We start from the raw sequence: 14,764 nt of genomic DNA, 5'->3' as shown, positions 1-14,764 counted from the left end.
AATATCACCCCACGACTGAATCAGGGTTTGAGGTCTAAAAATTGCTCAAATTTTGTCCGAATTATTGAGAATTTTAGATTAAAAAATTGAATAATTAGGAATGACTGATGAAGATCGTGGTTTGGAGTTTACCTACAGTAGCATTATTTTTTTAAAGTGGTATTAATTAAAAAATTGATATTGATTTTTTCCGCATTCCTTAGCACGATACATCGCAACATCGGCATTCTTGACTAAAATGTCTGGATCTGAACCGTCAATGGGATATAAACTAATGCCAATACTTGTAGTTACAGAAACCGTATGTTCTTCTAAAATGAAAGGCTGCACGATGGCGTAGCAAATTTTTTCAGCTACTTTCGCAGCTTCCTCGCGACCTGGAATTGTGGGCAGAATGACTGTGAACTCGTCGCCGCCCAGCCGCGCAATAGTATCGCTGCCGCGCAAGGATTTTTTGAGCCGACTGGCAAAAGTTTTTAACAGCAAATCGCCCACATTGTGTCCGAGAGTGTCGTTGATTGACTTAAATCCATCTAAATCTAAAAATAGTAAAGCTACCAATTCCTGATTGCTGGAGGCTCTTTCGAGAGACTGATGCAAGCATTCGTAAAACATTTTGCGGTTGGGCAAACCCGTGAGAGCATCGTGATCGGCTTGGTGGCTGAGTTCAGCATTTTTTCGTTCTAGGGCATTTTCCCGGAGTTGGCGCTCGGTAATATCTCTGATTGCTCCGACTAAAAATAGGTTGCCGGCAGCATCTTGATGCAGGGATCTTTTAGTCGCAATCAGATGCGTAATTCCGTGAGCGTCAGTAAAATATTCTTCATTTTCTCGCGGCTGGTGAGTTTGAAATACTAATTCGTCTTGCTGCCAAAATATCTCGGCTTCAGCTTGCGGAAATAAATCGTAATCAGTGCGGCAGGTTAAAATTTCTAAAGGATAGCCGATAAAGCGACAATATGCCTGATTCAAAACAAGGCAGCGGTGATTTCGATCTTTTACAAAAATGGGGTCAGGAATTGTATCGATTAGCGATTGTAAAAATTCTTTAGACCGTTTTAATTCTTCTTGCAAGTGAGCCAGATAACCCACAACAGCGGCACCAGAACCCACAAGACTGAGGATTGGAGGAATTAACGGCAGCCACCAACCCGCTAAAAAAGCTAAGTATAAACAGGCACTCAAACCGAGACTGATACTTGACAAACAGTAAACCGATCGACGCAGCGATCGCAAATTCCAACTCACACTTGCTCCCGCCCAAGACCAGAGTAAAATCCACAGCAACTCGGCAACCTCTGGCCAGACATTGATCCCCCCGCGCCCGTCGAGGGCTGCACTTAAAATTTGGCTCAAGAAATGAGCCTGAAGCTCGACTCCCGGTATTTGCTGGGGAGGAGCAAACCAACCCGAGCTGTAAGAATTTTGGTAAAAGTCTCTGAGGCTGGGGGCAGTTGAGCCGATCAATACAGCGCGCGATCGCACAAAATCAGCGGGTACTTTGCCAGAAAGCACGTCGCTCATCGATACAGTGCGGAAACGGCCTCGCGCGCCACGCAGGTTGGCCAAAATTTGATAGCCGCGGCTGTCCGCTCTAACGTAAGCACCGTCGTTAGGTTGAAAAGGCTGAAAAACTCCCTTACCTAACTGCAAGTATTGAGGATTGACTGTTGCTGGTTGAGGGAAAATTTTTTCGCTTTCGAGGTAACGCAAAGCCAGTGTCAGCGCTAAACTTTCATGAGTTTCGCTGTCTCCGGGCCAAGAATAGAGCAAAGTTCGGCGCACTTTTGAGTCAGCGTCGATGACAACGTTGTTGAAACCGATTCGATCGAGCTTGTCAAGTACCGGAGGCGGCCGAACTCCGAACCTGGCTTCGTCTGGCATCAACTCAATGCCGATTAAGTTGGGAATAGTTTGAAAAGTTTTGAGCAATTCGGCGTTACCCGGTTGAGTTGGTAAATCTCGGTAAACGTCGAGGCCGATCGTCCGCGGCTTGCCAGCGTGCAATTTTTTCAGCAATTGGGCCAATACAGCATCGGAAATTGGGTAGCCGTATTTTTGCAAGTCAGCTTCCTTAATTTCGACAATGACGATGCGCGAGTCAATTGGTTCGGCCGGCCGCCAGCGCACAAAGTAGTCGAAAGCAGCCCATTCCCACACCTGAAAAAAGCCGAACCAGCGCATTACAATGACCGTACCAGCAACGGCACTCGCAGTAATCAATACTCGGCGTTCTCGATCGAGCCATTTTTTGAGAGTTTTTAGCATATTTTCGGGATTTTTGCCTCGCTCTTCGAGCATCTAAGCTACTACTACATATAGCTTTTAGATCTCCGGGACTATCGGCTCAGTCGATTTTATATTTTATTTTTTATTTTTTAGATTATCCAATTTTTTGGTTTTTCGGTGGGGGCAAGTCGATTTTAGATTTTATTTTTTATTTTTTGGTGCGATCGGGCTGCAACAACATCAACCGGGTTGCTCAACCAAAATATATGATTTCAAGAATGACTCTCGAAGCAGAAATCCGGTTTCTTGAGTTTTTGTGTATAGCAGATGTTGAAGGCCCTTCGGCTCCTTTAGGCTCCGGGAGCGGGCAAGTCGCGGTTCCTGAGCGAAGTCGAAGGACAGGGTAAAAAGAAGGAATAAGGAAGATCGAAGTTGCTATCAACGGCAATGGTTTCAGCAATTAAGAACTTTCTCAACGTCGGGCACAGTTGCTATAGAGGTTCTTGGGTAGATGAGGTACATGATCACACTTAAAAAATAAAAAGCTTAGCAACACTGGTTTCGGCGTATTTAATTTTTGCGATCGCCGCTATCTACCTAGTTTGTACTAATTTTTTATTGATTATAGAGGCGAGTTTTTAGATTAATTTCGCAGAACGAGACAACTATCAACTAAGCTAAAAATCAGGAGATTTCCTGGCAATAAACCTAAAATCTGCCATCTATAATCACAAACTTTTTCTATCTGTTTTGAAAGTTGCGCGGGCCGGTGTAACCCGATAAGTCAGCGAGTTTCTCCAAAGATTGCGTCCCGGAATAAAACTGACCTTTAATCTCCCAACTAGGGAAACCTTTAATATTCGCAGCAGCAGCTTGGCAAAGTTCAGCGCGGGAATTTTGCCCCTTGGGATCGCATTCAACGTAATCGATTATCGCAGCACCTTCTTTACCAAAAAGCATTTTTTGGTCGTGGCAGTGGGGACACCAGTAAGCGCTGTATTGTTTCGCCCCGATTTGTCTGAGGTGGCGGGCCAAAGCAAGTTGTGCCGGGCCGGAGGTTGTAGTGACGGCAGGGGGTACAATTCCGGGGGTAGAGACAGAAGCAGCAGGTGAGTTGACACTGTTATAAAGTCCCAAGGCGCCGATCGAACTCACCATTGCCACCAAAATGCCTGTAAACACCAACTGTCCGATATCTTCCCACTCGCGCCCGACTAGCACCAGCACAAACAGCGACAGTGAAAATACGGCGGAACTGATGCAATAAATGCACAATTCCTGAATTTCAAAAGCCATCAAATAAATCAAATAGCTGCTGAAAATTACCATCGCAGCGGTGATGATAAATAGCGCTTGCCAAGTTTTGTTTTCTAGTTGAGAGTGCAGTCCTTTATTGGTGTTGGGATTGACGGCTTTGGGAGCCAATGCCAGGATTGCTATGCTCAGGTAAGCCAGACAGCCTAACAAACTTAAAGGCACTGTGCTAAAGACTGTAGCGTAGGGACTGTTGAGAACTTTGTCGCAGCCGCTGGTGGGACAAATGACCGAGCCTGTCGTGAATTTAGCGATCGTGAGATAGGCCGTTTCTACGACGCCGATGGCTGCGATCGCTCCTATCACAGTCCTAGACCAGCGATGAATCCAAGGGGTTGAACGTCGGCGAATCATTTTTTGATTTGGTAATTGGTAATTGGGACGTTGAAAGAAGAAAGAAGTTGGGCAACCAGCAATGTACGGGATTTAACAAATTAAACGGATGGATATTGAAGGAAAAAGTCAAAAGTCAGAAGTCAGAGCAAAAAAAGAGCTATCCGTTTATCTGTGACTTCCTGTCGTGAATCAAGGGAATTGATAATTGGAAATTTGTAATTGGGAATTGATAATTGATAATTGGGAACTGATAATTGGTGCTTTCTTTCACTATTAGGTCTTTGTTTTCAGCTATTACCGATTACCGATTACCGATTACCCCTTCCCATTTTACGTTTTACTTTTGACTTTGCCCGGTTCCGGTGTTGGCCCTCTTGAGCCATTAGCGTCTCTGTTTTCCTGTTCGCGTTCTTTCTGTGACAAGCTGCGGCGGGCGGCTTCTACAAACTGACTAACGCGGATCGGATCGATCGGCTGCTCGATGCGGCCGTTTCGCTTCAGGGAACTGGATACAATTACGCCGTCAGCCGCCTGCATGAGGGTGGAAATGTTTTCCCACGAGGCCCCGCTGCCTATGAAAACAGGAATTCCCGCCGCTGCTGCACTCGCGAGTTCTAAGTCTTCGAGATTGGGAGGGCTGCCAGTTGTCCAGCCGGAAAGGATCACGGCGTCGGCTAAAGCCCGCCCGATCGTCTCTTGGACGGCTGTGGTCAAGTTGGGGCTGCCTAAGGGTCGCCCGTGCTTGACTAACACGTCTGCTAATATTTTGACATCGCTGCCCAATTCCCGGCGGTAGCGCAGTAGCTGGTGAGCTTGGCCTTCAATTAAGCCCTGGTCTGTAGCCATGATGCCGTTGAGGACGTTGACACGGATGAATTGAGCACCACTGCAGGAGGCGATGGCGATCGCGCTGTGGGCGTCGTTTCGCAGCACGTTAACGCCGATCGGCAGCGTCACGAGATTTGTTAGCCTCTCGACTACCAGAGTCATGGCACTTACCACAGCCGGGTCTACGCTGTCTTTGGCAAAAGGAGCGTCGAAAAAGTTCTCGACTATGATACCGTTTGCGCCACCAGAAGCCAGCGCTGTAGCCTCTTGCTCGGCTCTTCCGATAATAGCTTTGAGGTTTCCGCCCCAGCGGGGAGAAGTTGGCAAAGGCTGTAAATGTACGACACCGATTATGGGATTCGGCGTTTTGAATATTTGTTTTAAGTCCACGGATTTTCCTGAAACCACCAAGTTCACTGACGGCTGACGGCGGATTTTGACGGTATATTCTAGAATTCTATATCCACGGGGGCGATTCGGTTGAGTTAATCGGGCGGCCAAGTGCCTCAAGCCCCTAAGCTATAACATTTTAGATTTTAGATTTTAGATTTTAGATTTTCCAAGGGCGACCTACTGATTTCACTCAAAGACGGATACTTGCTTCAAGACAGGAATCCTGTAAAGCAAAAAAGTTGAGATTTTAGGGAGATATCCCAGATTCATCTGTGGAGTGAATGCTTTAATCTTTAATCTAAAATCGACTGGCCACAATCGGGTTTGAGAGCTTGAGTGCAGTTGCATTCTTTTTTATACCTTGGTGTCGGCAGGGGTTTTTCCTTCTCTATCGAGGTTAAGTGGTGAAAGTTGTTCTCATAATTTTGGCTGTCATCTCCGGATTGTGGGCAGCAATCGAAGTGCTGCTGCGGGTGCTGCTGGGTTTTGGCAATCCCTTGATTTACATTGCCGATGCCGAGTGCGGCTATTTGTTGGCGCCCAACCAGAAGGTGCGCCGCTTGGGCAACCGGATTGAGATTAACGAGTATTCGATGCGTACCGGAGCGATCGCCCCGATACCCTCTCCAGAAACTCTGCGTGTCTTGCTGTTGGGAGATTCTGTCGCCAACGGCGGTTGGTGGACACATCAGACCAATACGATATCGGAAATTATGACTCGGCAGTTGAGATTGCAAGTACAAAATCTGGCGAGCGATGCACAATTCGCTTCAAAAGTCAACTATTCAGATTTTGAAGTTCTCAACGCCTCAGCCAATTCTTGGGGGCCGAGGAATCAACTTGCTTACGCCAAGCGGTTCGGTGTTTTTGGGGCCAAGGCTTTGGTGTTGCTGCTCAATACGGACGATTTGTTTGCATCCGCTCCCTGTGGGGAGGTTGTGGGCCGCGATCGATCTTACCCGGATCGCAAACCCCGATCGGCCACACTAGATTTATTGAGCCGCTACCTGTTACCTGCAGTGCCGGCTCGCCAATTAGCAGCACCCGGAGCTGAAACCCCAGATGTAGTCGGCTGCAACTTAGAAGCTATTCGCCAAATCCAGAAAATAGCTATATCCGCCAACGTCCGGTTTTTGCTTGCGGTGACGCCCAAGCTGGGCGAATTCGGCGACCTGGGCCCTCGCGACTGGGAAGTCAAGGCTAGAGAGCGTCTCGCCGAACTCGTGGAAACAGAGAAAATTACTTACATAGATTTTCTTCCCATTTTCAATTGTGCGGCGCAACTTCCAACTTTGTATCGAGACAGCATTCACCTGAGTCCTCAAGGAAATCAGCTAGTGAGCAAAACCATCAGTCGTCAAATAGTCGCTCTTTTTTGGCACAAATCGTGATTTCACCCCAAAACGGATACTTGCCCCCGAATTAGATTGTGGAGAGCAAAAAAATTTAAACCTTAGTCCAAGCCCCCAAATTCATCTGTGGAGTCAATCTCTAATCTGCAATCTCAAATCTCAAATCGACAGTTTAATCCCCCAATGGGGATAGGGAGTCAATCTCAAATCTCAAATCTACAGTCTCGAATCGACAAATCAAGCCCCCAGATAGATCTGTGGAGTCAATCTAAAATCTAAAATCTACAATCTCAAATCGACTGACATCGAATCCGGTTGCATGGGAACAGTTACTGTCTTCAACGAACAACAAACCCAAACTGTAAAAGCACCCGGAAACGACACGATTTGTCTCGATTTAGCTAACTTGCAAAGTAGACTCTAGCTCTTTGGGATACCAAGCTTGACCGTCGAGAGCCATTTGCTCGATCGAACTCGCAAGCCGCAGAGCTTTGAGAGCTTGTTCTCCTCCCACAGAAGGCTGATTTCCACCCCGCACGCAATTAATAAAATGCTCCAACTCTGCGTGGAGCGGTTCAATATTGCTGGTGTAAACTTTCTCGATCAACCCATCTTGACGGTAAAGCACCTGACCGTAATCCGTCACGTAGTTGGCGGTTGTTTGTCGGTGAATCAAGATTTCGTTGTTGAGAAAATCTGCCTCTGTCAGAGAATTTTTGCAGTGAGCCACGATTGAACGGAGTTTGCGGTGCGTCACCTTACTAGCAGTCAAGGTGGCGACAATGCCGTTAGCAAAGTTCAGCGTCGCTGTCACGTAGTCTAAATAACCTGAATCTGAGGCCCTGCTGCCGCTGGCCGTCAGCTTCACCACTTGGGAATCTGCCAATTCCAGGAGCAAGTCAATGTCGTGGATCATTAAATCCAAAACTACCGATACGTCGTTAGCCCGCTGGGAATAAGGACTCATCCGGTGAGCTTCCAATGCCAGTAACTCTTCAGTTTTCAGCACTTTGCCGAGTTCCTGAAAAGCTGGATTGAAGCGCTCGATGTGACCCACTTGCAAAATCCGGTGGGCCTCAGCAGCCGCGTTGACCAAAGATTCGGCTTCGGCAATGCTAGCCGCGATCGGCTTTTCAATTAAAACGTGAACTCCCGCTTGGAGACAAGACATCCCCACAGCGTGGTGCAGGCGAGTTGGAACGGCGACGCAAACTGCATCTACGTGGGCGAGCAAATCCCGGTAGTCTTCAAAGAAGCGAACCCGGTATTTGCTTGCTACATCTATTCCCCGCTCTACATTTATGTCTGCAACACCCACGAGTTCGATATCTTTTAGCAAGCTCAGAACTCGCGTGTGGTGCTGGCCCATATTGCCAACCCCAATCACCCCAATGCGGAGGGGTTCAGGTTGACTTCGCTGGGCGAAAACGTTTGCGTATCCCAATGACATCCTATCTAGCACTCCTGGATTCTCCTCCACCACCACAGGAATCAAGCCCCTTGGCTTCCCTCAGCTACTCACAGCCATCCAGATAGTACCACAGTCAAACTATTTGTGAAGAATTTCTAAGTTCAGTTTTAGGATTATAGCGTCAGGCAATTAAACAGAAGCTACTCATACACAAGGGCCGAATACCGGGGTAAACTTTGTGGGAATTACGTATTGACAAAATTTATTAAATATGCCCTAATATGTGGGGCGATCGTCTGCAGCATCGCAACAACACAAACCAGTCGGCATATTTGGCGATTACGAGCAAACATTTTTCTGGTTTAGGTTCAAAATTAATAGTTAAAATCATAAATTATACAAATATTACAGGTGCCGCATCAGTATTGCTTCGGTTATTTACATTTGGCAATCTTTGAATTATAAAAAATTGACGTTAACAATGCGGATAATTACAGGCGCTCGCTCACTCAAATAAATTACACTTACGTAAAGCCTAATCAAGAAAACAATGAGTCAAAAACAAAGGCAGAGATTAAAAAGTGCGATCGCTACGACAATTTTAAGTTTGTGTTCATCTGTGTTATTGGTAGGAGTAGACAAAGCACAAGCCGCCTTACTCACCTACACTTTCGATGCGGGCAATCCCTTCTATTCCCCCCCTGGGTCTAGAAGTTTTTTGAAGGTGGATAACTCCTCCCTTACAGGAATAGGAGTTGAAGAAATTGCTGTTTCCGAGGGAAGATTCTACGGTTACACTTTCCGAACAAGCAAAGAATACCAGGATTTGGCAGGGGTTACAGCTTTCTTTTATGAAGGGGATTTTCGCGGACTGAATACAAGCGGCGGCGACGATTTGATCGCAGAAGTAAGCTATCAAGATCCAGGCGAACCGCCTGTATGGTTTATACTCGACAGCAGGATATCTTGGTTTATCGAGACATTCCCTGTGCCTTATTTGGATTCACCGCCGGTCTCTGCGTTTTTTGGGTATTACGAGCAATATACTACCAACCGCGACGGTAGAACAGAGCGAACCGATAGAAATTTCTACAATGGCGAGTTTTCTTACACTCTAGTGGATACCGAAGCCGAACCAGTGCCCGAACCTCTCACCGCTGGGGGGACAGCTTTAGCATTGGCAGGTTTAACCTGGTTAAAACACAAGAAAAAAATGGCAGCTTGAGGTGCGATCGCACCTCAACAATTAATCACTCTGCAGTCACTTTTCAGAAAATATTCGAGTTGCAAAATTTTGCGATCGATTGGGAGACAGAGCCCTGGCTTTCAAAATCGCGGCTACCAAAAACGCATAGGACAAAACTCCCACCAAGGCCAGCAAAAGTACGCTGGCGGCTCCCGACGCATTCCACAAAGCGTGAAGTGCGGAAGCGCTGAAATAACCTACGCCCAAAATTTGCCAGCGCTTCCTGGGTTTGAGGGCGCTCAAACCGATAAAATATCCCAAATAACCGCTGTAAGCCATGTGTCCGGCGGCGGAACCCAAAATGCGGGGAATTAGCAACTGCAATCCTACTAATTGTCCGGCGTCTGGCCCTGCTTGCAGAGTGACATTTTGGATGACATTGGGAACGTACTGTCCCAGAGTTTCTAACAGTGTAAAGCCGACTGCGGAGGCACTTCCTAACAGAATTCCGTCTAAAGGTTCCCAAACGCCGACTCGATCGCGCCACGGATTTTTGAGCCAATTTCCCAGCAACATCGCTCCCAAAACGGGCAGGGCTTTCAGCAATTCTTCCATCAGACCCGCCCCAAAAAACATTCTGGTCAAAAAAGGCAAAAAACTGATTGCTTCGCCTTCGGCTGGCAGGCGGCCGGGCAAAATTTCTCTAAATACTAATATAAATCCAATCAATAGGGGGCTGATCACAATCAGGACTGTAGCTAAAGCCGAACCAAGCAATACCCACCACGGTTTGTGTTTGCCGCACAGTTGATAGATAAAGTAGTAAGCCGCACCGGCGAGGTAAGCTGACAGCAGCAAGTTGAATGCTGCAGAATTTCCAACGGCGACAAACATCGACACGACAACAATAACTGTGGCAATACCTGGATATAAGTAAGCTTTTTGGCTTAATTGTTTGCCCGTCGAGGCGATCGGGAATAATTGAGTTAAAGTGAGAGTGTCTTTTTCACTAGCAGCAAAATTGCCACTTCTTGCTGGGAATTCAGGTTTAGTTGGGTGAGGGGTTAGGGGAGATTCAAATATGAATTCAGGGCCGTCAAGGCCGAGACTGATGCGATCGCCTGTTTCTAAAGTTTGGCAACCTTGCAGCTTTTTCCCGTTGATATAAGTTCCGTTAGCGCTGTTGAGGTCGCAAATTTCCCATCTCGTCAAAGTACCCTGAGTCAGCGGACGGATTGCGGCGTGGCGGCGGGAAACCATGCCGTGGGCGATCGACTCTAAAGTTATTTGACAATTTCGATCGCGTCCGATCGCCACTTCCCCATCTTCAGAAAGTTGGTACTTGGACGCTGGCGCTCCCGCAGCGCCTTTAGCGGGCACTTGTCGCAGAAATCCGATTTCATTTGTCATGAGTTATGAGTCATTAGTCCTCAGTCATTAGTCATTGGTCATGAGCTCGCAAGCTGTTAGCTGATGTTATTTTTGGGCAGTCTTTATTCGACAGTTATTGGTTGTTAGCTGCTGACTAATGACTAATGACTAATGACTAATAACTGCTGACTAATGACTAATAACTAATGACTCTGCTTATAGATTGGCTCTGGCATCCTGAACGGCTGCATAGAAAAATATGCCTGTTAGCGGTACGCTGAGGGCGAGGATGATCCCGGTGACTAAATTGCCGAGTTGAGCTTCTCCCGAAGATAGCTCAAAGATGGAGCCGACTGCTGCGATCGCGGCGATACACGAAAGAGCTAACAATAAACTACTTTTAGGAGTTCCTGCCATCATACTGACTTTACTGCCTTTGGCGAAAATTTGTGCTTGACTAATTCTTCAGTCAGTGCGAGCTTGTTTTCTACTCTGTCTACAAACAGCACTCCGTTGAGGTGATCCATTTCGTGCTGAATTGCCCTCGACAGTAACTCTGTTGCTATCAGGGTTTGCGGGCGACCGTATTCGTCGCGGTAGGACACTTCAATGACTTCTGGGCGTTTGACTTCTAAATAAACTCCCGGAATGCTCAAACACCCTTCTTGCAAAATGCAGACATCGCTGCTGCTAGCCTTGATGGTGGGGTTGATCAACACCATGGGGGGTGTGGCGGGGTTTTCCGGGTCGCAGTCGAGCACGATTACTTGTTTGTTGACTCCGACTTGGGGGGCGGCCAAACCGATGCCATCAGCACTGTACATGGTTTGCAGCATTTCTCGGACGAGCTGCCGAATTTCTGCATCGACGCTTTTGACGCGCTTCGCTGGCTGCCGCAGGACGCGATCGCCTAATGTGTGTATGGTTAGGGGCGGTTTTTCTAACTTTTTCTTTTCAACCAAAACCTGAGCCGTCATAAAACCTCGCGGGATGTTTGGAAACCCCAACGAAAGCTGTTGGGGAATGAAATTGGAACCAATACTATTATTTCCAATCTTAATTATAGTTTTAAGTAGCCATGACTGGAAACGCACCAAACCAACGGCCGGTTATTTCTCTTGGCCTTTCGCCTGTTTTAGTGGCGGTAGAGCTTTTAGCTGCGATCGCTATTTTGCTGGCTGTTTTACTCATCGTACAGTTTTGGGCGGTTTTGCCCGATCGAATTCCGATTCATTTCGGCTTGGAGGGGCTGGCTGATGCTTGGGGCGACAAGCTGACGATTTGGATCGTGCCCGCGGTGGCTGCGATTATTTTTGCGGTTTTAACTGCGGTATCGCGCTATCCGCATACTTTTAATTATCCCGTACCAATTACTTCTGAGAACGCTCGCCGGCAATATCTGTTGGGGCGAGGCCTTTTGGTTTGGCTGAAGGCGGAGATTTGCTGGCTGTTGGCGTTTGTGGTTCGGCAGCAAATTCTTGTCGCTTTGGGCAATTCTCAAAGGTTTAGTATCGAGGTACTTTTAGGGTTAGTTGTTTTTATGTTTGGGACGGTTGGGGTGTATTTGCTCAAGGCTTATTCTGCTCGCTAGAGGTAGGGCAAAAAACTTACATATACCCAAACAACCAGTTTTTTGATAGATTTTTTTAACCGCAGTTAATAATATATAATCGCTCAAAAACAAAGAAAATTACTTTGTAATGAGGAATTTATTCATCATTTTTTTATGAGGAGTTCAGTCCTCACTACAAACATTTTTGATGGCTGGTAATTGACTAGAGATGATAGGAATTATAGGCGAGAGGTTTGTGCTACGCTAAACGCCGATCGACTAACCCATCAGATATGTTTGCTGATTGTTCATCGGCAATACTCGCAACCGTCGATTTTTCAAATCAGGTTCTAAACCTAGTTCTTCCATTGGAATCACGCCCAGCAAAACAGCAGAAACGCCTTCGGGCAATTCTAAACAATCAAATCTCCCTTCTCTCCCCTCTACAATAATTTGAGCGCCTGCAAAAATTCGACCTTTTTTGATGCCAGCCGATGTTTCTACATCTCTTTCTCCTACTTGCCTTAAACTTAGTTGGCTAATAATGGGAGCTGGCAAGGAAAGCAGAGTTGCTCCGGTATCGACAACAACGTTATCGAGGGTAACAGAGCGAACTTCCTCAGCAGCAATGAATCCCCGTTCAGCCATAACTAGATCGATGAAATTCGTGACGGTGATTGTAGTGATTACTTGACCCATTTGTTTTGCTTGCAGATTGGGAAGTACCAGGGTCATAGTATGTTACCTCTTTGAGTGTAATTAGTGGATATTTCTATGGTAATACTATCTAGAATCCTCCTTGGTTAGTTAAAATCGTTTTAGTGATCGGCCAAAATTAGAATTTGCCTCAACGCATGACACCAGAAAACAACTCTTCTCAACCCAATCGCCCTGAATCGAACGTGACTGTAGAAAGTCAGAACGGTGCGAGCCCTACTGTGCCACCAGAATCAGGGACAATCGTCGCTACTGCTGAACCCGAAAAACCGGTGCCGCCGCCTCCAACTCGCAAGGTTTTATTGCCGCAGCAGCCGGAACAAACGACTCCTGAGAAGTCGGCGTCGGCGCTGACGCTGGGGTTGATCGCAGCGATGATTTTTGGGCTGGCCAATGACAACATTTGGCTGGGCTTAATTGGTGCCGTCGGTGCGATCGGCATATCGCTGCGGCTGATGTGGCCGAGTTGGGGCAAAATCTGGGCGCAGGTAATTCCGCCGACTTGGCGCACTCTGATTGTCGCCTGCTTCGGGCTTTTAGCTGGGATTGTGGGCTTGCTGATGCTCAGCGGTAGTAATACTGAACCGGGAAGCCGCAACATCCAAATCAACTGGGACGCCATCGGTGCTCTGGGCGAGTTGATCGGCGCTTTGGGCCAAATTTTAATCGCAATTTTGGGCGTTTACGTGGCTTGGCGGCAGTACGTGATCTCGAAAGATTTGACGATTCAGCAAAATCGAATTACGCAGCAGCAAACGATCGATGCTTATTTTCAAGGGGTTTCCGACTTAGCCCTTGACGAACAAGGGTTTTTGGAAGACTGGCCGCAGGAAAGGGCGATCGCGGAAGGCCGCACCGCTGCGATTATGAGCAGTGTAGATGCTGAAGGTAAAGCTAAAATTCTGCGGTTTTTGTCGCAGTCTAGATTGGTTACTCCTCTGAAGCGCGATCGGCTTTTAGGCCGCCCCATCCTTGACGGGGACGGCGGCTACGCTGAAGACAGAGATCACGGTATCCGCGTTATCGATCTCAATGTCATGTTAGCGGGTGCTGACCTGGCTGGCACCGATTTGCGGTGGACGGATTTGAGCGAAGCCAACCTCGTCCGTGCCAATCTCAGCAAGTGCGATTTAGTGAAAGCCAACCTCTCGCGCGCTGTCTTGTACGACGCCAATCTCGCTCGCGCCGACATGAGAGCGGCCGCTTTGTTCTACGGCTCGGCAGAAATTGCATCCCCCCGCAGCCGTACCCAATTTCCCAACTATCAAACGGGCGAACATACCGGCGCTGTGGTTGAACGTGCTGATTTCACCGCTGTCAAGCGGCTGTCGGAGGAGCAGCGCTATTACTGCTGCGCTTGGTGCGGCTCGAAGTCGAGAGAGACTATTCCCGGTGGCTGCGAAGGGATTCCCAATAAACTCGGACGTTAAAATTAGCAGTACCGCTGTACTTACGTATATATTTGGCGAGCACTCGGCAGCGGACTATACTTTAATTTTAAATCTAGAGTCTTGCGCTGTTTTAGCCATGACAAATACTGATTTAGGGCTAGAAGTAATTCCGCACCGTCCGCGCTCCAAAAGCAGGGACGGGTTAATTTTTGTAAGTTCTATGTGGTTTCTGAGCCGATCGGTAATTGCGATCGGGATGCAGGTAATTGCTCGTTTAGTCTGCAAGAACCCGCCCGTGTATACGATTCGACCGCCTCTGGGTTTTGTAAGCGGCTTTCTTCCCAAAAGCGGCTGAAAACTGTTTTCGCACGCGGACGGTAAATGGTACCTCGAAATAGCTACTTTAGGCTACAGGTATGCAGATGACGGGCAGCAGCATTTTGTGGCTTTTTATCCGCTGTTTCCTTTGCTGATGCGCGGGTTGAAGACTCTTATAATGCAAGTGGAATTAGCAGGATACTAATTAATAGTTGGGCATTTTGAGGGGATTATTTGTAGTTGCAAGCTATTAGTAAAATTCCAATTATTTAGGGCGCTGGCTATTTCTTGAATTTGCGAAAAATGCTTAGACTTACAGTCAGCTATTTGGGTTTTTACTTTTTAGCGCTACCGATCAACTCCGTT

13 protein-coding genes are annotated in these 14,764 nt (G+C 47.3%); 5 read left to right on the top strand and 8 right to left on the bottom strand.

Annotated elements, in window-relative coordinates; all coding sequences use genetic code 11:
- Positions 1-162: 162 nt before the first annotated feature.
- From QUA20_RS24130 to btpA, 3 genes are all read right to left on the bottom strand, one after another.
- Positions 163-2,301 carry a CHASE2 domain-containing protein gene (locus QUA20_RS24130; protein ID WP_333191780.1) on the bottom strand — a complete coding sequence of 713 codons (2,139 nt, stop codon included), beginning with the start codon at positions 2,299-2,301 and terminating at the stop codon, positions 163-165.
- A 669-nt stretch (positions 2,302-2,970) separates the two neighbouring features.
- Positions 2,971-3,897, bottom strand: coding sequence for a vitamin K epoxide reductase family protein (locus QUA20_RS24125; RefSeq protein ID WP_333191778.1), 927 nt, complete (start codon positions 3,895-3,897; stop codon positions 2,971-2,973).
- Positions 3,898-4,209: 312 nt separating this feature from the next.
- Complete coding sequence (gene btpA / locus QUA20_RS24120; protein WP_333191813.1) at positions 4,210-5,097, bottom strand: photosystem I biogenesis protein BtpA; 888 nt, start codon at positions 5,095-5,097, stop codon at positions 4,210-4,212.
- 407 nt (positions 5,098-5,504) lie between these two features.
- Here btpA and QUA20_RS24115 point away from each other — a divergent pair, with 407 nt between their 5' ends.
- Positions 5,505-6,491 carry a GDSL-type esterase/lipase family protein gene (locus QUA20_RS24115; protein ID WP_333191776.1) on the top strand — a complete coding sequence of 329 codons (987 nt, stop codon included), beginning with the start codon at positions 5,505-5,507 and terminating at the stop codon, positions 6,489-6,491.
- Between the two features lie 358 nt (positions 6,492-6,849).
- Here the strand turns inward: QUA20_RS24115 and QUA20_RS24110 are convergent, their stop codons facing one another.
- Positions 6,850-7,902 (bottom strand): Gfo/Idh/MocA family protein, encoded by a 1,053-nt coding sequence (locus QUA20_RS24110; RefSeq protein WP_172192820.1) that lies wholly within the window; start codon positions 7,900-7,902, stop codon positions 6,850-6,852.
- 511 nt (positions 7,903-8,413) lie between these two features.
- Between QUA20_RS24110 and QUA20_RS24105 the strand changes: the two genes are divergently transcribed.
- Positions 8,414-9,088 (top strand): PEP-CTERM sorting domain-containing protein, encoded by a 675-nt coding sequence (locus QUA20_RS24105; RefSeq protein ID WP_333191774.1) that lies wholly within the window; start codon positions 8,414-8,416, stop codon positions 9,086-9,088.
- 36 nt (positions 9,089-9,124) lie between these two features.
- On the opposite strand, the gene QUA20_RS24100 is transcribed toward QUA20_RS24105, so the two are convergent.
- The 3 genes from QUA20_RS24100 to def form a co-directional block, all read right to left on the bottom strand.
- Positions 9,125-10,459: a PrsW family glutamic-type intramembrane protease gene (locus tag QUA20_RS24100; RefSeq protein ID WP_333191772.1), complete on the bottom strand. Its 1,335-nt coding sequence runs from the start codon at positions 10,457-10,459 to the stop codon at positions 9,125-9,127.
- A 177-nt stretch (positions 10,460-10,636) separates the two neighbouring features.
- Positions 10,637-10,837 (bottom strand): hypothetical protein, encoded by a 201-nt coding sequence (locus tag QUA20_RS24095; RefSeq protein WP_281363548.1) that lies wholly within the window; start codon positions 10,835-10,837, stop codon positions 10,637-10,639.
- Positions 10,837-11,397: a peptide deformylase gene (gene def / locus QUA20_RS24090; RefSeq protein ID WP_172189246.1), complete on the bottom strand. Its 561-nt coding sequence runs from the start codon at positions 11,395-11,397 to the stop codon at positions 10,837-10,839. Before def ends, QUA20_RS24095 begins: the two co-directional genes overlap by 1 nt.
- A 101-nt stretch (positions 11,398-11,498) precedes the next feature.
- Here def and QUA20_RS24085 point away from each other — a divergent pair, with 101 nt between their 5' ends.
- The gene (locus QUA20_RS24085; protein WP_333191770.1) at positions 11,499-12,011 is read left to right on the top strand and encodes a DUF1648 domain-containing protein; all 513 of its coding nucleotides are present in this window, start codon (positions 11,499-11,501) and stop codon (positions 12,009-12,011) included.
- 240 nt (positions 12,012-12,251) lie between these two features.
- Here the strand turns inward: QUA20_RS24085 and QUA20_RS24080 are convergent, their stop codons facing one another.
- On the bottom strand, positions 12,252-12,707 hold the full coding sequence (locus tag QUA20_RS24080) for an aspartyl protease (RefSeq protein WP_172189250.1): 456 nt from the start codon (positions 12,705-12,707) through the stop codon (positions 12,252-12,254).
- Positions 12,708-12,826: 119 nt separating this feature from the next.
- Here QUA20_RS24080 and QUA20_RS24075 point away from each other — a divergent pair, with 119 nt between their 5' ends.
- Both QUA20_RS24075 and QUA20_RS24070 read left to right on the top strand, forming a co-directional pair.
- Positions 12,827-14,119, top strand: a complete 1,293-nt coding sequence (locus tag QUA20_RS24075) for a pentapeptide repeat-containing protein (protein WP_333191769.1) — start codon at positions 12,827-12,829, stop codon at positions 14,117-14,119.
- A 97-nt stretch (positions 14,120-14,216) separates the two neighbouring features.
- On the top strand, positions 14,217-14,435 hold the full coding sequence (locus QUA20_RS24070; protein ID WP_333191767.1) for a hypothetical protein: 219 nt from the start codon (positions 14,217-14,219) through the stop codon (positions 14,433-14,435).
- Positions 14,436-14,764 lie beyond the last annotated feature (329 nt).

Origin of the sequence: Microcoleus sp. Pol7_A1 (genome assembly GCF_036701085.1) — a bacterium.
Lineage (GTDB): Bacteria > Cyanobacteriota > Cyanobacteriia > Cyanobacteriales > Microcoleaceae > Microcoleus > Microcoleus asticus.
The sequence above is the reverse complement of the archived record's forward strand: the minus strand, read 5'-3'. Positions and strand labels throughout refer to the sequence as shown.